The sequence below is a fragment of the Nocardia puris genome (assembly GCF_003315035.1).
GTDB lineage: Bacteria > Actinomycetota > Actinomycetes > Mycobacteriales > Mycobacteriaceae > Nocardia > Nocardia puris.
Genome location: NZ_QNRE01000007.1, coordinates 261,758 through 279,822, shown reverse-complemented (window position 1 = coordinate 279,822; position 18,065 = coordinate 261,758). Strand labels below are relative to the sequence as shown.

Genomic DNA, 18,065 nt, shown 5'->3' with positions numbered 1-18,065 from the left:
AGCCGGTGCGTAGCCGCATGGGGGCTCGAATCAGTCCAAGACAGCCAGTGCGTCCCAATCGCGTGCGGCGTCCAGGCAGCGGGTGAGGATCGGGAACTTCTCCGGCCACGGCCTGCCCTGCATCATGACGCGCCTGACGTGCAGGGACAACGGCATGGCGATATTCCACAGCAGGCCCGCCCGCAGCGCGGTGAGTTCGGCGTCCGGCTCGTCTTCCGGCGCGCCCAACGCCGCGCGGCGAAGGTGGTAGCGGCGCAACAGATCACGCTCCTCGGCGCGCCGAACCTCGGTGGTGAGGCTGGTGGCGAGGAAACGCGCCACGACGAGCACGGCGGCGCCGCGTTGGACGAACTGGAAATCGATCAGTCGCGCGGCGCCGGACTCGTCGAAAGAGATGTTCTGGCAATGGAAGTCACCGTGCACGACGGTTGCCGGTGCGCGGCCGAGAATGTCCGTCAGCGCATCCATGTGGTCGACCAGCAATCGCGCGACTTCGGCCAGCTCCGCCGGCCACTCGCCGCGCTAGGCGTGCAGCCAGCGCCGGCAGAACCGCGTCGGCGCCGACCCATCCGGTGCGCGTATCCATCCGGGCAGGTCGTCCGCGGCCTCCGTGCGTGCAGCACCGCGATCTCCTCGAGCGCCGCCCCGGCCTGCGCGACACCGCATCCGGTGAGTTGACGCACGAATCCCCGGTCGCCGAGGTCCTCCAACAAGAACCAACCGTCACGGTGCTCGGCCAGCAATCGCGGTGTGCGAATTCCCGACCGCTCCGCGAGACGCTCCCGATACCACTGTGCCTCGACCTCGCCGAACTCACCCGCAACACCCCCGGCCAACTTCACCACCACCGTTTCCGGCCCCGCCCGCCCCGCGTACCGGATCCGCACCCTGCGCACCGCCCCCACCGACCCGAACCCGCCTACCTCGACGGGCTCGACCCCCACCACCTCGGTCCCCGCCCCGATCAACCCCGAAACACGCAGAGCCGCACCAACTTCCCCGGGTGCGACCCCGGGAAGACCAGAATCCTGCGAACGCGGCGCCATCCCCTCGAATCTACCGAGGGGATTCCCCCAGCACTCGAACGCGCTCATGGCCCCCTCACCCCGCCGTGGGTACGGCGCTTGTCAACGCATCGTGCCACTCCGCGAACAGATGGCCTGCGGACACACCCGCGAACCCTAGAATCGGACACTATGAACACCCTCGCGGTGCAGCGGGAGTTCGCCGCCTACGGACTGTCGCACTGGGTTGCCCTGGTGGTGTTCGTCGTGGGGGCGGTTGTCGTGGTGTGGGTGGGGCGGACGCAGGGGAGCCCGGAGGCCGGGCGGCGGTTCAGCCGGGTGTTCGGGGCCGCGACGCTGCTGACCTACGCGGTGATCTATCTGGTGGCGATGGTGCCGTTCGCCGTCGAGCGGTCGGTGCCGTTGCGGCTGACCGACCTCGCCACGCTGGTGGCCGGGTACGCGCTGTGGTCGCATCGGCGGTGGGCGTACGCGGTGACGTACTACTGGTGTCTCACGCTGAGTACGCAGGCGCTCATCTCGCCGGCGCTGGAGGGCCCGGACTTCCCGAGCAAAGAGTTCCTCGGGTTCTGGGCGATCCATCTCGCCGTGGTTTGGGCGGCGATCTACCTGACCTGGGGCATCGGGATGCGCCCGGACTGGCGCAGCTACCGCTTCGCCGTGGGCGTCACCGTGGTGTGGGTGGCGGTGACGTACGTGTTCAACACCGCGGCCGGAACCAACTACGGGTTCGTCAACGGAAAGCCCTCGACGCCATCCCTTCTCGACGTGCTCGGCCCCTGGCCCTGGTACCTGGGCACGGTGGCGCTCGTGCTGATGACCGTGTGGGCCTTGATGACGTGGCCGTGGGTGCGTCACAAGTGAATTCATGCACCTGGCGGCCTCGACAACCTGCAACTACAGTCCGGGACCCACATCTGACGACCGCCGAACAGATCGAAGCACGCGGCCGCGACACAGGCCGGGCCGAGGGTCGAGCCGAGGCATTGATCGATCTGCTCACCGCCCGGTTCGGGCCCTTGCCCACCACGACCGCCAACACGATCCGCACCGCGCAGCCCGAACAGCTGCGCGCCTGGACCACCCGGGTTCTCACCGCCACCGATATCCAGGAAGTCTTCGCCCGACTCGGCACGGCGATCCGCCCACCACACGAAACTCAGTGGCCCGGACGATCGACAACGATCGTCGGTCAGCGGCGCGCCTGCGGGCGACCCAACCTCAGGCGAGTTCTTCGATCTTCGCGGCCAGTTCCGCGCCGCTGAGGGGTTCGCGGGCGATCACGGCGATGGTGTCGTCGCCCGCGATGGTGCCCACCACGTAGGGGAGGGCGGCGCGGTCCAGGGCGCTGGCCAGGTAGTGGGCCGCGCCGGGTGGCGTGCGCAGGACGGCGATATTGCCGCTGGCGTCGGTGGAGACGAGCAGGTCGCCCAGCAGTTTGGAGAGGCGGTCGGTGCCGCCGATGACGCCGCGGACGGGGCTGCCGTCCTCGGGGACGACGTAGACGCCCGCGCCGCCGTCGGCCGCGCGCAGTTTCACCGCGCCGAGTTCGTCGAGGTCACGCGACAGGGTGGCCTGGGTGGCGTCGATGCCCTCGGCGGCCAGCAGGGCTTGCAGTTCGGACTGGCTGCGGACCGCGTGGGCGGCGAGGAGCTCGATGATGCGGGACTGGCGGCCGGCGCGGGTCCGCGCGATGGCGGGACCCTTGCCGTCGGCGGGCGGGGCGTTCATCGGTGCGCCCCCGGCGTCCGGCGGTCCGATGTTCCCCGACCCGCTCGGGTCAAGGTGCGCCCGGCCGCAGACGACACGGCCGAACGCGCCGATCGTCGCCCGCTCACGCTCTCACCTCGCCGACCACACACCACCACGCGTTCGCCCCGCTCACGACGCACCCCCGCGTCTGGCCAGCAACCACACCAGCAACGCCTTCTGCGCGTGCAGCCGATTCTCCGCCTCGTCCCACACCGCACTGTGCGGCCCGTCGATCACCTCGTCGGTGATCTCCTCCCCACGGTGCGCCGGAAGGCAGTGCAGCACAACGGAATCCGCCGACGCGAGCGACAGCAGCTCGGCGTTCAACCGGAACGGCACGAAGGGCCCCACCCGGTCCTTGCCGTCGTTCTCCTGCCCCATCGACGTCCACGTGTCGGTCACCAACGCGTCCGCCCCCGTCGCGGCGGCGACCGGATCGGTGGTCACGGTGATCGACGCCCCGGTCTCGGCCGCCCGCTTGCGCGACGCCTCGAGAATCCAGGGCAGCGGCTCGAAACCCTCCGGCGCGGCGACGATCACGTTCATCCCGGCCGTCACGCCGCCGAGCAGCAGCGAGTGCGCCATGTTGTTCGCGCCGTCGCCGAAGTAGGCCAGTGTGCGGCCGGTGAGGTCGCCGAACCGCTCACGCAGGGTCAGCAGGTCCGCGAGCACCTGGCAGGGGTGGAACTCGTTGGACAGCGCGTTCACCATCGGAACCGTTGCGGCCGAGGCCATCTCGTCCAGCCGCGACTGCTCGAAGGTGCGCCACACGATGACGTCCACGTACCGGGAGAGCACCCGCCCGGTGTCGGCGAGGGTCTCCTCGCGCCCGAGCTGGGTGTCGCGTCCGTCCACCACCACCGCGTGCCCGCCGAGCTGGGCGATGCCCATCTCGAAGGAGAAGCGGGTGCGCGTCGAGTTCTTCTCGAAGATCACCCCGACCCCGCGCGGGCCTTCGAGCGGCCGGTGCGCGAACGGACTCTTCTTCAACTCCTCGGCGAGAGCGAGGATTTCGGCCTGTTCGGCGGGCGAGACGTCGTCGTCCCGCAGGAAGTGCCGCAGCTCGGTCACGGGTTCTCCCCCTTCGCGTCCTCGATCGCCCCGTCCAGGATGGCGGGCAGATCGGCGACGAAATTGTCGGACTGGGTCGCGGTGAGCACCAGCGGCGGCGCCAACCGGATGACGTTCGGCTTGGCGGGGTTCACCAGGTAGCCCGCCGCCCGCGCCCGGCTCTCCACCTGCGCCGAAAGATCTTGCGTCAGCACGACTCCCAGCAGCAACCCGGCGCCGCGCACGTGATCGATCAACGGGTGCTCGAGCAGTTCGATACCGTCGCTGAGCCGCTTGCCGACGGACTCGACGTGGGCGAGCAGGTCCTCCTGGTCCAGCGTGCGCAGCACGGCCAGCGCCGCCGCCGCGCAGACCGGATTCCCGCCGAACGTGGTGCCGTGCAGGCCGGGGGTGAGCAGTTCGGCGGCTCGGCCGTTGGCGAGTACCGCACCGATGGGCAGTCCGCCGCCGAGTCCCTTCGCGAGGGTGATCACGTCGGGCACGATGCCGGCGGCCTGGTGCGCGTAGAACTTTCCGGTGCGGCCGATGCCGGTCTGCACCTCGTCCAGGATCAGCAGCGCGCCGTGCCGGGCGGTGATCTGACGCGCCTTGGCCAGGTAGTCGATCGGCGGCACCACGACGCCGCTCTCCCCCATCATCGGCTCCAGGAACACCGCGGCCGTCTCGTCGTCGACGGCGGCGGCCAGCGCCTCGGCGTCACCGTAGGGGACGTGCACCACGCCGGGCGGCATCGGCTCGAACGGCGCCCGCTTGGACGGCTGCCCGGTGAGCGCCAGCGCGCCCATGGTGCGGCCGTGGAACGCCTCCTCGCACGCGACGATCTTGGTGCGGCCGGTGAGCCGGGCGATCTTGAACGCCGCCTCGTTGGCCTCGGTGCCCGAGTTGCAGAAGAACGCGCGGCCCTCGCCGTCGCCGAAATGCGCGAGCAGCTTCTCGGCCAGCTCGATGACCGGTTCGCTCGCATACAGATTCGAGACGTGCCCGAGGGTGCCGAGCTGCTGGGTGACCGCCTCCAGGATGGCCGGGTGGGCGTGCCCGAGGCTGTTCACCGCAATGCCGCCGAGGAAGTCGACGTAACGGTTGCCGTCCGCGTCGTAGACCACCGCGCCCGCGCCGCGCACCAGCGCGACCTTCGGAGTGCCGTAGTTGTTCATCATCGCGGCGGACCACCGCTGCTGCAATTCTTCGACAGTGCTCATGATTTCGTTCCGTCCGGCGCGCCCGGCCCGGCGGGGGCGGGGGTCACCATCGTTCCGATTCCTTCTCCGGTGAACAGTTCCAGCAGTACCGAATGCGGTACCCGTCCGTCGATGACGTGCGCCGTGGGCACCCCGCCGACGACGGCGCGCAGGCACGCCTCCATCTTGGGCACCATGCCCGCGTCCAGGCTCGGTAACAAGGCGGCGAGTTCGGCGGCGTCGATGCGACTGGTCAGCGACGACCGGTCGGGCCAGTTCGTATACAGCCCTTCGACATCGGTGAGGACCACCAGTTTCTCCGCGCCGATGCCCTCGGCCAGCGCGGCGGCCGCGGTGTCGGCGTTGATGTTGTGCACCACGCCGTCGGCGTCGGGCGCGATGGTGGACACCACCGGAATGCGCCCGGCGGCAATGAGATCCAGTACCGCGTCGGGGTTCACCGAGGTGACGTCGCCGACCAGGCCGATGTCGGTGGCCTCGCCGTCCACGTCGACGGTGCGGCGGGTCGCGGTGAACAGGTGCGCGTCCTCACCGGAGATGCCGACGGCGTAGGGGCCGTGCGCGTTGATCAGCCCGACGAGTTCGCGCCCGACCTGACCGAACAGCACCATCCGCACCACCTCCATCACCTCGGGTGTGGTCACACGGAAGCCGCCGCGGAATTCCCCTTGCAAGCCGAGCTTTTTCAGCATCGCGCTGATCTGCGGGCCGCCGCCGTGCACCACCACCGGGTGCACGCCGACCGTGCGCAGGAACGCCATGTCAGCGGCGAAGGCGCGCTTGAGTTCGTCGTCGATCATGGCGTTGCCGCCGTACTTGACCACGACGATCCTGTCGCGGAACTTCTGCAACCAGGGCAGCGCGTCGGCCAGCACGTGCGCCTTGTCCAGCGCGCTGAGTTCGTGGATCGCGGGCGTGGTCATGAGCTGTAGGCCGAGTTCTCTTCGACGTAGCCGTGCGACAGGTCGGTGGTGCGCACCGTCGCCTCGCCGGAGCCGACATTCAGCTCGACGCGCACCGCGATGTCCGCGCCCGACAGGTCGACCTCGCGCGCGCCCGGCACGCCGACGCTGTCGACGCACACCGGATTCCCGTTGAACGACACCGTGATCCGGTCGGGATCGAGGGTGATCGGGGCGATACCGACGGCGGCGAGCACCCGGCCCCAGTTGGGGTCGGAACCGAACAGTGCCGTCTTGACCAGGCTGTCGCGGGCGATGGCGCGCGCCGCGACGAGCGCCTCGTCTTCCGACGCCGCGCCGGCGACAGTGACGTGCACGCGCTTGGTGACGCCCTCGGCGTCGGCCATCAGCTGCTCGGCCAGGTCGTCGCAGACGGCGAGCACGGCCGCGTCCAGGTCCTCCTGGCTCGGGGTCACCTCGCTGGCGCCGTTGGCCAGCAGCAGCACGGTGTCGTTGGTGGAGCAGGAACCGTCGACGTCGAGGCGGTCGAAGGTGAGCCGGGTGGCCTTGCGCAGCGCGCTGTCGAGCTGCTCGGGCGTGGCGACGGCGTCGGTGGTGAGCACCACGAGCATGGTCGCCAGCGAGGGCGCGAGCATGCCCGCGCCCTTGGCCATCCCGCCCACATTCCACTTGTCGCGGTGGTGGAAGGCGGCTTCCTTGGGCACGGTGTCGGTGGTCATGATGGCGTGCGCGGCGTCCAGTCCACCGGAGAGGCCGCCGCCCATCTCGTGCACGATCTCGGTGACGGCGGGGATGAGCTTGTCCATCGGCAGCCGGTCGCCGATGAGACCGGTGGAGCAGACGGCGACCTCGCCCGCGCCGGTCTCGGTGCCCCAGTTGCTCAACGCTTTCGCCAGTTCCTCGGCGGTGCGGTGGGTGTCCTGGAAACCGCCCGGACCCGTACAGGCGTTGGCCCCACCGGAATTCAGGATCACAGCGCGCAGCCGGCCGCTCTTCAGCACCTGCTGCGACCACAGCACCGGCGCGGCCTTCACCTTGTTGCCGGTGAACACGCCCGCGGCCGAGTACTCCGGGCCCTCGCTGAAAACCAGTGCCAGATCCAGCTTTCCGCTGGCCTTGATGCCCGCGGCGATACCCGCGGCGCGGAAGCCCAGCGGGGCGGTGACGCCCTGGGTGCGGACCAGCTTGCCGCTCGCGGTGTCGGCGGAAGTCGTCACGGTGCCACTCCTACGGTGGAAAGTCCGTCGGTCTCGTCGAATCCGACGGCCAGGTTCATGGATTGCACCGCGGCGCCCGCGGTGCCCTTGGTCAGGTTGTCGATCGCGCCGATCACCACGAGCTGTCCCGCGTCGGCGTCCACCGCGACCTGGAGGGTGACGGCGTTGGAGCCGAGCACCGAACCGGTCTGCGGGAGCACGCCTTCGGGCAGCAGGTGCACGAAAGGTTCGTCGGCGTAGGCCTTCTCGTAGACGGCGCGGGCCTGCGCGGCGTCTACGGTGACCGGCGCGGTGCAGGTGGCCAGGATGCCGCGCGGCATCGGCGCCAGCACAGGCGTGAAGGACACCGAAACATCCGTTCCGCCCGCGGCTTTCAGGTTCTGCGCGATCTCTGGGGTGTGGCGGTGCGCGCCGGCGATGCCGTAGGCGCGGGCCGACCCCATCACCTCGGAGCCGAGCAGCGCGACGTCGAGTTTGCGGCCCGCGCCCGACGTGCCGCTCACCGCGACGACGTGCACCGAGGGCGCCACGATCCCGGCCGCGACGGCGGGGGCCAGCGCGAGGCTGGCCACCGTCGGGTAGCAGCCGGGGACCGCGATCCTGGTCGCGCCGCGCAGGGCGTCGCGACCGCCGGGCAGTTCGGGCAGACCGTAGGGCCAGGTGCCCGCGTGGTCGGTGCCGTAGTACTTCTGCCAGGCGCCGGCGTCACGGAGCCGGAAGTCGGCGCCGCAGTCGATGATGACGGTCGACTCGGGCAGCGCGTTCGCGATGACGGCGGACTGGCCGTGCGGCAGGCCGAGGAAGACCACGTCGTGCCCGGCCAGCTCCTCGGCGGTGGTGGGCGCGAGCACCCGGTCGGCCAGCGGAAGCAGATGCGGCTGATGCTCGCCCAGGGTCGAGCCGGCATTGGCGCCCGCGGTCAGCGCCCCGATCTCGAGGCGCCCGGATCGGTATCGCGGGTGCCCGAGCAGCAGGCGCAGCACTTCGCCGCCCGCGTACCCGCTCGCACCGGCAACAGCTACCCGCAACGGGGGCGCATCCGTATCAGCCATGAAATGATTATGCATGACCGTGCAATCCCATTCATGAACGGGGTGCGACGGCGGCGGAAAGAAGTTCGCGGGTTCTGTCGATCTCCGGGGAACCCGTTCGTACAGGAGGTGAGAGCCGGCGACGGGCCGGCGCGACCGAGGAGGACACCGTGACGCAGTACCTGTTGAGCATCTACCAGCCGGCCGACGAGGCGCCGCCGGAGAACCTCGACGAGATCATGCGCGATCTGGAAGCCGTGAACGACGAGATCCGCGCGGCGGGCGCCTGGGTGTTCGCGGCCGGGCTGCATCCGCCGAGCACGGCGACGGTAGTGCGGGTGCGCGGCGGCGAGCCGCTCACCACCGACGGGCCGTACCTGGAGAGCAAGGAGCAGATCGGCGGGTTCACCCTCATCGAGGCCGCGGATCTGGACGAGGCGCTGGCCTGGGCGGGCAAGGTCGCGGCGGTGCTCACCCCGCTGGCGATCGAGGTGCGGCCGGTGGCCGGATAGCGGGCGCGAGCGGTGCAGACGCGGGTGATCGAGGACGTGTTCCGCGCGCAGCACGGACGCGCGGTGGCGAGTCTGATTCGCGCGTTCGGCGATATCGACCTGGCGGAGGACGCGGTGCAGGACGCGTTCGTCGCGGCGGTGCGGCGCTGGCCCGACGACGGACTGCCGCCGAGTCCGCCCGCGTGGATCATCACCACCGCGCGCAACGCCGCCGTGGACCGGCTGCGCAAGGAGGCCGCGCGCGCCGACAAGTACGCGGCGGCCGCGCTGCTCCACGTCCCCGAATCACCCGCGACCGAGACGGGGCCGGTGCCCGACGACCGGCTCCGCCTCCTCTTCACCTGCTGCCACCCCGCGCTGGCGCCCGATGCCAGGGTGGCGTTGACCCTGCGGCTGCTCGGCGGGCTGAGCACCGCGGACATCGCCCGCGCCTTCCTGGTGCCGGAGGCGACGATGGCGCAGCGGCTGGTGCGCGCGAAGAACAAGATCAAGGCGGCGCGCATCCCGTATCGGGTGCCGAGCGCCGCCGAGTTGCCCGAGCGGCTGCCCGCCGTGCTGGCCGTGCTGTATCTGATCTGCACCGCGGGACACGACGCACCCTCGGGCGCGGAGCTGGTGCGCGCGGACCTCGGCGCGGAGTCGGTGCGCCTCGCCCGGGTGACGGCCGAGCTGATGCCGGACGAGCCCGAAGTCTGGGGACTGCTCGCCCTCACGCTGCTGACCGAGGCCCGCCGTCCGGCCCGCACCGGCCCGGACGGCGGGCTGATCCCGCTGCCGGATCAGGACCGCTCCCGGTGGGATCGCGACCTCCTCGCGGAGGGGCACGCGCTGGTGCGAAAGTGCTTGCGGCACAACAGACCCGGCCAGTACCAGATCCAGGCCGCCATCGCCGCCGTGCACACCGACGCGCCCTCGTCCGCGGCGACCGACTGGTGGCAGATCCTCGCGCTGTACGACCAGTTGTACGCGCTCACCCCGACGCCGGTGGTCGCGCTGAATCGCGCCGTGGCGCGGGCCGAAATCGACGGTCCCGCAGCGGGTCTGGCCGACCTCGCCGATATCGAATTGCCGAATTTCCATCTGTACCACGCGATTCGGGGTGATTTCCTGGCCCGGCTGGGCCGCACGGAAGAAGCGCGAACCGCGTTCGACGCGGCGATCGAGCGAGCCGGTAACGAATCGGAACGGCAATTCCTGACCGCCCGCCGCGACGCGCTTCGAGGTCCCTGATCCGGCGCGATGCCGGCCGGGAAGCGTCCGGAATATTGACGCAGTACAAACCTGCAAACAATGGTGTGCCACGCCACAGAAAATCGACTCGAGAATCCCCGAAACCGCTCGATTGACGCCCAGTTACGCCCATCTAGCTGGGAAAATATCGCGATCAGGCATTGCGGTTCGCCAATCCTCCCGCGCGCGAATCCTCGCGAATCGCCCACGAACACCGTTCGTTACACCCGCATTTTCGTGATCTGAACCACATCTACGTTTGGTAATCACACGCCCGCAATTCCAGATTTCGCCGCGCTCAACTGCGCGAAGTCCGGAATTCTCGACCGCACTGGCACGCCATTGCCCCGTTATCGCGACGTGATTCGGCGAGATCTTTTCGTTATCGTCGGCAACCGGCCCGGTCGAACGACGGGCACGAGCTCGAGCCGCCGAACACCGGCAACCCTGTCCCGCGGTTCGAGACCCCCGACATCGCACTGGGGACAGGGACTCGGCCCGCGGGCCGGGCCGGCGGGCGCAGCAAGGAACCCTCATGACTCAGACCCGCAAGTTCAGCATCCGCGCCGCCGCCTTCACCGCCGTCGCCGGCGCCCTCGTGGCCGCGCCGTTCGGTCTGTCCACCGCCACCGCGTCCGCCGCGAGCGGCAACTGGGACGCCGTCGCGCAGTGCGAGAGCGGTGGCAACTGGGGCATCAACACCGGCAACGGCTACTACGGCGGTCTGCAGTTCTCGCACAGCACCTGGACCGCCAACGGTGGCACCGGCTACGCGCACAACGCCAGCCGCGAGGAGCAGATCCGCGTCGCGGAGAACGTGCTGCGCACCCAGGGCATCGGCGCCTGGCCGACCTGCGGCGCGTACTTCTGACGCACCCCGCTTCCGGTACACCGGAATCTCGGCGGCCCCCGCACCTCTCCTTCTCGGGTGACGGGGGCCGTCGGCGTTCGCGCGGTCAGCCCTTGTAGACGACCCGCTCCCCTTCGCCCGGCTTCCAGATGGTGATGGTCAGCCGGTCCTCGCCCGCCTCGATACACGACGCGCCGGTGAGCCGGCCCACGTAGAAGTGGTCGAACTCCTGCCCGCGCAGATCCATACCACTCAGGTCGAACAGATACTGCGCGAACCGCGCGTGCAGTTCGGTGTCGGTGTCGTCGACGACCGTGCCGAACAGCTTGGCGTCACCGTCGCCGACCGTGGTGTCGACGGTGGCGGTGTGGATGCAGAATCGTGGGTCCCTGGCCAGATCCTTGAACTTCGTGGTGTCCGGCATGCCGATGATGACCAGCCTGCCCTCGAAGATCATCGGCTCGACCGGGCTGATGCGGGGCGACCCGTCGGCGCGCAGGGTGCCCAGCATGCACAGGTTGCCGGTGGCCCGATGCCTGCGGAGGAACACCTCCGCGATCTTCGGCGCTTCCTCGGTGAACGTGCTCCATTCGGTCATGGCGGGGACGCTACGCCGCAAACTTGACACCTGACGTCAAGTTTCGCCGATAGGCTCGGCGGGTGCGCGCGAGTCGACTGGTCCAGCTGCTGTTGCTGCTCCAGACCCGCGGCCGGATCTCCGCGCCGGAGCTGGCCGAGGAGCTGGAGGTGTCGGTGCGGACGGTCTACCGGGACGTGGAGGCGCTGTCGGCGGCCGGCGTGCCGGTGTACAGCGAGCCGGGCCGGGGCGGCGGCGTCCGCCTGGTGGACGGGTACCGCACCCGGCTGACCGGGCTCACCTCCGAGGAGGCCGACGCGGTGCTGCTCGCCGGGCTGCCCACGGCCGCGGCCGACCTGGGGCTGGGCACGGTGCTGGCGACCGCGCAGCTCAAGGTGCTGGCCGCGCTGCCGCCCGAGTTGCGGGGCCGCGCCACCCGGATCGCCGAGCGCGTGCACCTGGACGCGCCCGGCTGGTTCCACCAGCCCGAGGAGACCCCCACCTTGGCCGTCGTCGCCGACGCGCTGTGGCACGACCGGCGGCTCGACCTCCGCTACGGCCGCGAGCGGGAGGTGCGCCGCCTCGTGGACCCGCTCGGGCTGGTGTCCAAGGCCGGCACCTGGTACCTCGTGGCCCGCGTCGACGGCGCGATCCGCTCGTACCGGGTGAGCCGGATCCGTTCGGCCGCGCCGACGGGCGGATCCTTCGTCCGGCCGGACGATTTCGATCTCGCGACGCACTGGGCCGCCGCACAGGAGGAGTTCGCGCGCTCCATGCTGCGGGTGCGCGCCCGCTGCCGCATCCACGCCGACCACGTCCGCTATCTGCGCCTGGGATTCGAGCCCGCGGCGGTCGCCGAGGCGAAAGAGTCCATGGGCGAACCGGATTCGGACGGCTGGGTGACGGTCACGCTGGCCTCGGAATCCTATGACGTGCTCGCCCACGGCATCCTGCCGCTCGGCCAGTACGCCGAAATCCTGGACCCACCCCCTCTGCGCGAGCGATTGGCGCGCACCGCGCGGGAGATGGCGGCGCGGTACGGCGGCTGAACCGGCGTGATCGAGCGCCGTACACTCCCTGGCGACATTCGCCGCGCGATCGGCCGGCTCGGCCGGACAGGTGATCGCAACCGGCGCCGGCCGGGCTCGGCGGCGGATCCGGTCCGCCGGTCGTCTCGATGCCCGACGTCATATGACAGCGAGAACCTCTGCGGTGCGACAGCTTCGGCGCACTGTGCGGGATCTCGCGCACGTCGCCCGTGGGCAGGTCAGGCGACCGCATGGTCACCGCGGCCGTGCTCGGTCCAGCGAACGGTGGTTGCCGGTGGTGCCTCATCCGGGACGCGAGACGGTCCCGCACTCTCGTCCGGGACCGTCGGCGCGCCGGCTCAGCGCAGCGTTCGGAAGAACTCGCGCACATCGTCGGTGAACAGATCCGGCGCTTCGGTGGCGGCGAAATGACCGCCGCGGTCGTACTCGGTCCAACGCACCAGGTTGTGTTCCTTCTCCGCGATCGCGCGATCGGTGCTGTCGCCCGGGAACACCGCGGCGGCGGTCGGGACCCCGGAACTCGGGCGGCCCGCGCCCCATGATTCGCTCTCCCCGTAGATCCGGATGGACGACGCGAAACAGCGGGTGAACCAGTACAGGCTCACGTGGGTGAGCAGGATGTCGCGGCCGATCGCATCGTCGGGAGATTCGATCGCCGGATCACTGAAGCGCTGGAACATATCGGTGATCCACGACAGCAGCGCGACCGGAGAATCGTGCATGGCGATGGCCAGGGTCTGCGGCCGGCCCGCCTGCACCATGGCGTATCCGAGCGCCGTAGGATCGTAGCCGCCGGTTTCCGCCGACCATTCACCGCTACCCGATTCCGTTCCCGCCCAGGATGATTCGCCGGATGCTCCCTGCCACGCCGAGTCGCCGCCGACCGATTCCGCACCATCCCGACCGGCTTCGCCACCGGACGACTGATCGTTCCAGGAGTTCTCGTCCCACGACGGCATGGTGATCAGGCCGTTGGCGTGGATGCCGATCAGGTGCTCGGCGTCCACGCGCCCGAGTTCGGCATTGAGGAAGAACCCGGCGTCCCCGCCCTGTGCGCCGTAGCGGTCGTAGCCGAGCTCGGCCATCAACCGGGCCAGCGTCCGGGCGTACTCGTCGGTGGAACCCTTGCCGTCCGCGGGATCCACCCCGGAGAAGGTGAAACCGGGCAAGGACGGAATCACGAGGTGGAAGGCGTCGGCGGGGTCACCGCCGTGCGCGCGCGGATCACTGAGCGGACCGACGGCGTCGAGGAACTCCACGAACGAGGACGGCCAGCCGTGGCACAGCAGCAGTGGTACGGCGTCCGGCTCCGGCGAGCGGACATGTACGAAGTGCAGCGGCTGACCGTCGATCTCGGTGACGAAGTGCGGCAGCTCGTTCAGCCGCTTCTCGATGGCGTGCCAGTCGAATTCGGTGCGCCAGTACTCGGCCAACTCCTTCAGATACGAGATCGGCGTGCCCTTGGTCCACCCCACCTCGGGCCGGTCGTCGGGCCAGAGAGCGTCGGCGAGCCGTGCGCGCAGCCCGTCGATCCTCTCCTGCGGGATCTCGATACGGAAAGGCCGGATGTTCGGTGTGGTCGTCATGAATACCACGCTAGTCGCCAGTTAGGACAATTGCGTTCCTAAGATCCAGAGTCTCGAGCAACCCGCGGGCCTGTCTGCCACCGCCCGCCCGAGAACGTCAGTCCCGAGCGCGGGGACGACGTAGTTCGGTGACGGCGATGCGCGCGGACTCGGCGATGGCGGCGTCGACGGCGGACAGTTGCGGGTCGGCGCGGGCGGCGCGGGTGAACACCGCGACCGCCACCGGATACTCGCCCGGGAATTCCACCACCGCCACCTCGTTGCGGATCACGCCGATGGTGCCGGTCTTTCCCGCCACGAGCACACCTCGATGCGGGAACGCCGCGGCGATGCGATGCGGCCACACCTGTTTGCGCATCACCGAACGCACGAAATCGGTCTGCTCGGCGGAGAGCACGCCGCCGCCCCAGGCGAGATCCAGCAGGCGGGTCATCTCCTCCGGGGTGGTCGCGCTGGTGTAGGAGGGGTCGTACGCCGACACCGACCACGCCTCGTCGTTGTCGGCCAACGCCGCGAAGGCCTCGGCGGTGGTGTGGGTGTCGGTGTCGCGCACCAGACTCCGGTGGACATCGGCGGTGCCGCCCACGATCCGGGTCTCGGTGAGCCCGAGTTCGGTCAGCAGTTCCTCGACGGCGCCCAGGCCGATCTCGCCGAGCAGGATGTCGGCCGCCGCGTTGTCGGAGACCGTCATCATGGAGGTCGCCAGATCGCGGCGACTCACGGTCACCGAGTCGTGCAGGGCGGCGATTCCGGTCGGCCCCGGCGTGCAGTCGGCGGGATGCACGGTCAGCCGGGCCCGCGGATCGATCAGCCCGGCATCGACCCGCCGGCAGAACGCGAGGAGCAGCACCAGTTTGTACACCGACGCGGTGACCACCCGGTCCAGGCCGCCGACCGAGATGTCCGCCGCCGTCCCGCAGCGGCGGGCGTGCAACCAGCCCGTGCAGCCCGCGTCGGCGAACACGGCGCGAATCCGATCGACGGTCTCGCTTCCGGCCGCACCGCCCGCCGAGGCGCGCGACAGGCTCACCGCAACCGCTCCCGGTACAGCACCCGATCCAGTGCGGCCATATGCGACCGGGCCTCCGGCCGACCGGCCACGCGCACCCGCAAAGCGAGGGCCTGCGGGGCCATCTTCAGCCATGCCACCCCCGGCGTCGGCGACGGTGTCACGGCGGTGAGACCGAAGCTGGTCCCGGCGGCGACCGCGGCCAGAACCGCGCGATCGTCGCGCGCCGTGTGGACCCGCACATCGAGACCACGCTCGCGTAGCAGGTCGAGCACGGTGTCGTAGGCGGGTGGGTTGGCGGCGCGCGGCGGATGCGCGAACGTCAGATCCGCGAGCATGCGGAAGGTGGGGCGTTCGGCGGTGGCGCTGCGATGATCCGACGGCACGACCAGCCGACGCGGAATCTTGACCACCGGCCCGGCCTCGACGCCGTCAACGAGCGCCGGATGCTCGATCACCGCCACATCGCACAGGCCCGCACGCAGACTGCCGAGCAGGTCGACGGTCGATCCCACCGTCGTGGACACCGTGGCGCCCGCGCCCGCCGAACTGCGCAGCGCGGTGACGCACGCCGTGACCAGCGGATCCGGCACCGGGCCCGCCGCACCCCAGTGCACATCACCGCGCGCCTGGGCGATGCGCTGTGATTCCGCGAGCAGCTGTCCGGCGTCGTCGACCAGCAGCCGTGAGCGCGGCAGCAGTTGCCTACCCGCCGAGGTGAGGACCGCGCCGTGGGGCGTGCGATGCACGAGTTCGACGCCGAGGAATCGTTCCAGCCGCCGCAGACCCTGCGACAGCGGCGGCTGGGTCATATCGAGCGCTGTCGCCGCCCGCCCGAAATGCCCCTCGTCCGCGACGGCGACGAAGAAGCGGAGGTGGCGGATCAGGTCCATGGCGGTCATTGAACCAGCCGGGCGCACCGCCGCGGTCGCACCGCCTGCGAGCACCCTGTCTCCGCGGCCGAACAAGCACTCCTACCTGCGACGATATCGAGGCCGACTCGCGAATGCCGGTGCCCGCTATTGGCCGGAGACGCCGCGGCGGTGATGTTGTTCCGGTCATGAAGATCTCTGTGCGCCACCACGTTCCCGCCGACCGAAGGCGGGCATTCGCCGCCGCTCTGCTGGTGTCGGCACTGGCATGGACCGCGGCCTGCGGTTCCGACTCCGGCGTCACCGCGACCTCGGGCACCACCGCCGCGACCACCTCGGCGGTCGCGGCACCCGAGTTCGCCGACCTGGAAGCGCGACACGACGCCCGGCTGGGCGTTTTCGCCGTGGACACCGGCTCGGGACGCTCGGTCGCCCACCGCGCCGACGAGCGATTCCCCATGGCCTCCACCTTCAAGGGACTCGCCTGCGGCACATTGTTGGTTCGGCATCCGCTCGCGACGGGCTACTTCGACCAGGTGGTCCGTTTCTCCGCCGACGAACTCGTCGAATACTCACCGGTGACCGAGACACGAGTCGACACGGGGATGACGGTCGCGGAGCTGTGTCACGCCGCCATCACCGTCTCCGACAACACGGCGGGCAACCAGTTGCTGAAACTGCTCGGCGGCCCCGAGGGCTTCACCGCGTCGTTGCGCGCCCTCGGCGACGACACCTCGCGCCTGGACCGCTGGGAGACCGAGCTGAACACCGCCATCCCCGGCGACGAGCGCGACACCACCACACCGGCCGCCCTCGTCGCCGGTTACCGCGCCCTCGTGGTGGACGACGCGCTCGCCGAACCCGAACGCGCCCAGCTGACCGCGTGGCTGGTCGCGAACACCACCGGCGACACCCGCATCCGCGCGGGGGTGCCCGACGACTGGAAGGTCGGCGACAAGACGGGCACGCCCGCCTACGGTTCGGCACTCGATGTAGCGGTCGCGTGGCCGCCCGGCCGCGCGCCGATCGTCATCGCGGTCCTGTCCACGAAATCCGAACAGGATGCGGAGGCCGACAGCGCACTCCTCGCCGAGGCGACCCGCGCCGCCGTCCACGCCCTGGGGTGACACGGCGCGATTAGGACAGTCTCATTCCTAAGTGCGTGGCATTCTCGACACCATGCTGGAAACCTCGGCGCGGCTGCTCAAACTGCTCGCACTGCTCCAGACCCATCGGGACTGGACCGGGAGCGAGCTGGCCGATCGGCTCGCGGTCACCACCCGCACGGTGCGGCGCGATGTGGATCGCCTGCGCGAACTCGGCTATCCCGTGCACGCCACGCAGGGCACGGCCGGCTACCGGCTGGGCGCGGGCGCGTCGCTGCCGCCCCTGCTCCTCGACGACGAGGAGGCGGTGGCGGTCGCGGTGGGTTTGCGCAACGCCTCCGACGGCACGGTCGCGGGCATCGAAGAACCGGCGCTGCGCGCGCTCACCAAACTCGAACAGGTGCTGCCGCCCCGCCTGCGCCACCGGGTGCGCACGTTGCGCGCGGCCACCGTGCGGGTGAGCGCGCCCGCCGCGACCGTGGAGCCGGACACGCTGATGGCCGTGGCCGACGCCTGCCAGCGGCGCGAAGGTTTGCGCTTCGATTACCGCTCGCATCACGGCTCATCCACGATCCGCAAGGTGGAGCCGCACAGCCTGGTGCATTTCAGCCGGTACTGGTACCTGATCGCCTGGGATGTGGAGCGCGCCGACTGGCGCACGTTCCGCGTGGACCGCCTCACCCCGCGCATTCCGACCGGCCCCCGCTTCACCCCGCGCGAGCTGCCCGGCGGCGACCCCGCGGCGTACCTGTCCATGCAGTTGTCCTCGCGCGCGTGGCCGTTCCGGGCGGCGGTGCTGGTGCACGCGCCGATCGAGGAGGCGCGGACGCGGTTGTGGCCGGGGATGGGCGTGGTCGAAGCCGTCGACGACCGCACCTGCCGGCTGCACGTCGGAGCGGACACCCCCGAGGCGCTGAGCTGGATGGTGACCTCGCTCGATCTGGATTTCACCGTGGAGAGTGGTCCGCCGGAGTTCACCACGGCGATCCGGGCCATCGGCGAGCGGTGCACGGCCGCGGTGCGGGGGCGGACCGCGTGAGGTTCGCGGTCGCGTCC

The 18,065-nt window shown here is 70.4% G+C and carries 17 protein-coding genes and 1 pseudogene; 7 read left to right on the top strand and 11 right to left on the bottom strand.

All coding sequences use genetic code 11. From position 1 onward, the window contains the following. Nucleotides 1-30 precede the first annotated feature (30 nt). The gene (locus DFR74_RS20000; protein WP_267465228.1) at nt 31-501 is read right to left on the bottom strand and encodes an oxidoreductase family protein; all 471 of its coding nucleotides are present in this window, start codon (nt 499-501) and stop codon (nt 31-33) included. 695 nt (nt 502-1,196) lie between these two features. Between DFR74_RS20000 and DFR74_RS19990 the strand changes: the two genes are divergently transcribed. Further along, nucleotides 1,197-1,889, top strand: a complete 693-nt coding sequence (locus tag DFR74_RS19990; RefSeq protein ID WP_067506569.1) for a YwaF family protein — start codon at nt 1,197-1,199, stop codon at nt 1,887-1,889. A 357-nt stretch (nt 1,890-2,246) separates the two neighbouring features. Here the strand turns inward: DFR74_RS19990 and DFR74_RS19985 are convergent, their stop codons facing one another. From DFR74_RS19985 to argC, 6 genes are all read right to left on the bottom strand, one after another. Beyond that, the gene (locus DFR74_RS19985; RefSeq protein WP_067506572.1) at nt 2,247-2,756 is read right to left on the bottom strand and encodes an arginine repressor; all 510 of its coding nucleotides are present in this window, start codon (nt 2,754-2,756) and stop codon (nt 2,247-2,249) included. Between the two features lie 150 nt (nt 2,757-2,906). Continuing rightward, nucleotides 2,907-3,848, bottom strand: a complete 942-nt coding sequence (argF, locus tag DFR74_RS19980) for an ornithine carbamoyltransferase (protein ID WP_067506576.1) — start codon at nt 3,846-3,848, stop codon at nt 2,907-2,909. Beyond that, the gene (locus DFR74_RS19975) at nt 3,845-5,047 is read right to left on the bottom strand and encodes an acetylornithine transaminase (protein WP_067506579.1); all 1,203 of its coding nucleotides are present in this window, start codon (nt 5,045-5,047) and stop codon (nt 3,845-3,847) included. Before DFR74_RS19975 ends, argF begins: the two co-directional genes overlap by 4 nt. Further along, nucleotides 5,044-5,970, bottom strand: a complete 927-nt coding sequence (gene argB, locus DFR74_RS19970) for an acetylglutamate kinase (RefSeq protein WP_067506582.1) — start codon at nt 5,968-5,970, stop codon at nt 5,044-5,046. Before argB ends, DFR74_RS19975 begins: the two co-directional genes overlap by 4 nt. Continuing rightward, nucleotides 5,967-7,187, bottom strand: a complete 1,221-nt coding sequence (gene argJ / locus DFR74_RS19965) for a bifunctional glutamate N-acetyltransferase/amino-acid acetyltransferase ArgJ (RefSeq protein WP_067506585.1) — start codon at nt 7,185-7,187, stop codon at nt 5,967-5,969. The genes argB and argJ overlap by 4 nt, the downstream gene beginning before the upstream one ends. Further along, nucleotides 7,184-8,239 (bottom strand): N-acetyl-gamma-glutamyl-phosphate reductase, encoded by a 1,056-nt coding sequence (gene argC / locus DFR74_RS19960; RefSeq protein WP_067506589.1) that lies wholly within the window; start codon nt 8,237-8,239, stop codon nt 7,184-7,186. The genes argJ and argC overlap by 4 nt, the downstream gene beginning before the upstream one ends. Before the next feature lie 149 nt (nt 8,240-8,388). Between argC and DFR74_RS19955 the strand changes: the two genes are divergently transcribed. The 3 genes and pseudogenes from DFR74_RS19955 to DFR74_RS19945 all read left to right on the top strand — a co-directional run. Continuing rightward, nucleotides 8,389-8,730, top strand: coding sequence for a YciI family protein (locus DFR74_RS19955; protein ID WP_067506593.1), 342 nt, complete (start codon nt 8,389-8,391; stop codon nt 8,728-8,730). Between the two features lie 12 nt (nt 8,731-8,742). Next, complete coding sequence (locus DFR74_RS19950; RefSeq protein ID WP_067506596.1) at nt 8,743-9,960, top strand: RNA polymerase sigma factor; 1,218 nt, start codon at nt 8,743-8,745, stop codon at nt 9,958-9,960. Between the two features lie 535 nt (nt 9,961-10,495). After that, nucleotides 10,496-10,825: pseudogene (locus DFR74_RS19945) on the top strand (transglycosylase family protein); the annotation flags it as partial. A 91-nt stretch (nt 10,826-10,916) separates the two neighbouring features. Here DFR74_RS19945 and DFR74_RS19940 read toward each other — a convergent pair. Further along, complete coding sequence (locus DFR74_RS19940; protein ID WP_067506603.1) at nt 10,917-11,408, bottom strand: pyridoxamine 5'-phosphate oxidase family protein; 492 nt, start codon at nt 11,406-11,408, stop codon at nt 10,917-10,919. A gap of 62 nt (nt 11,409-11,470) precedes the next feature. Here DFR74_RS19940 and DFR74_RS19935 point away from each other — a divergent pair, with 62 nt between their 5' ends. Then, entirely contained in the window at nt 11,471-12,436 is a 966-nt protein-coding gene (locus DFR74_RS19935; RefSeq protein WP_067506606.1) for a helix-turn-helix transcriptional regulator, read from the top strand. A gap of 338 nt (nt 12,437-12,774) precedes the next feature. Here the strand turns inward: DFR74_RS19935 and DFR74_RS19930 are convergent, their stop codons facing one another. The 3 genes from DFR74_RS19930 to DFR74_RS19920 all read right to left on the bottom strand — a co-directional run bounded on the left by DFR74_RS19930 (nt 12,775) and on the right by DFR74_RS19920 (nt 15,933). Next, nucleotides 12,775-14,022 carry an epoxide hydrolase family protein gene (locus DFR74_RS19930; protein ID WP_067506609.1) on the bottom strand — a complete coding sequence of 416 codons (1,248 nt, stop codon included), beginning with the start codon at nt 14,020-14,022 and terminating at the stop codon, nt 12,775-12,777. Between the two features lie 97 nt (nt 14,023-14,119). After that, nucleotides 14,120-15,052 carry a serine hydrolase gene (locus DFR74_RS19925; protein ID WP_232331692.1) on the bottom strand — a complete coding sequence of 311 codons (933 nt, stop codon included), beginning with the start codon at nt 15,050-15,052 and terminating at the stop codon, nt 14,120-14,122. After that, nucleotides 15,049-15,933 carry a LysR family transcriptional regulator gene (locus DFR74_RS19920; RefSeq protein ID WP_195125878.1) on the bottom strand — a complete coding sequence of 295 codons (885 nt, stop codon included), beginning with the start codon at nt 15,931-15,933 and terminating at the stop codon, nt 15,049-15,051. The genes DFR74_RS19925 and DFR74_RS19920 overlap by 4 nt, the downstream gene beginning before the upstream one ends. Nucleotides 15,934-16,091: 158 nt before the next feature. Here DFR74_RS19920 and bla point away from each other — a divergent pair, with 158 nt between their 5' ends. Together bla and DFR74_RS19910 are read left to right on the top strand one after the other, a co-directional pair. Further along, nucleotides 16,092-17,030 (top strand): class A beta-lactamase, encoded by a 939-nt coding sequence (gene bla / locus DFR74_RS19915; RefSeq protein WP_067506613.1) that lies wholly within the window; start codon nt 16,092-16,094, stop codon nt 17,028-17,030. 52 nt (nt 17,031-17,082) lie between these two features. Beyond that, nucleotides 17,083-18,048 carry a helix-turn-helix transcriptional regulator gene (locus DFR74_RS19910; protein ID WP_067506616.1) on the top strand — a complete coding sequence of 322 codons (966 nt, stop codon included), beginning with the start codon at nt 17,083-17,085 and terminating at the stop codon, nt 18,046-18,048. Nucleotides 18,049-18,065: the final 17 nt, after the last annotated feature.

Bases quoted from the DNA above. Each gene is read 5' to 3' on its own strand.
- DFR74_RS19990 (WP_067506569.1), top strand. From the start codon at position 1,197: ATGAACACCCTCGCGGTGCAGCGGGAGTTCGCCGCCTACGGACTGTCG.
- DFR74_RS19985 (WP_067506572.1), bottom strand. From the start codon at position 2,756: ATGAACGCCCCGCCCGCCGACGGCAAGGGTCCCGCCATCGCGCGGACC.
- DFR74_RS19920 (WP_195125878.1), bottom strand. From the start codon at position 15,933: ATGACCGCCATGGACCTGATCCGCCACCTCCGCTTCTTCGTCGCCGTC.
- DFR74_RS19975 (WP_067506579.1), bottom strand. From the start codon at position 5,047: ATGAGCACTGTCGAAGAATTGCAGCAGCGGTGGTCCGCCGCGATGATG.
- DFR74_RS19910 (WP_067506616.1), top strand. From the start codon at position 17,083: ATGCTGGAAACCTCGGCGCGGCTGCTCAAACTGCTCGCACTGCTCCAG.
- argB (WP_067506582.1), bottom strand. From the start codon at position 5,970: ATGACCACGCCCGCGATCCACGAACTCAGCGCGCTGGACAAGGCGCAC.
- argC (WP_067506589.1), bottom strand. From the start codon at position 8,239: ATGGCTGATACGGATGCGCCCCCGTTGCGGGTAGCTGTTGCCGGTGCG.
- DFR74_RS19940 (WP_067506603.1), bottom strand. From the start codon at position 11,408: ATGACCGAATGGAGCACGTTCACCGAGGAAGCGCCGAAGATCGCGGAG.
- DFR74_RS19930 (WP_067506609.1), bottom strand. From the start codon at position 14,022: ATGACGACCACACCGAACATCCGGCCTTTCCGTATCGAGATCCCGCAG.
- bla (WP_067506613.1), top strand. From the start codon at position 16,092: ATGAAGATCTCTGTGCGCCACCACGTTCCCGCCGACCGAAGGCGGGCA.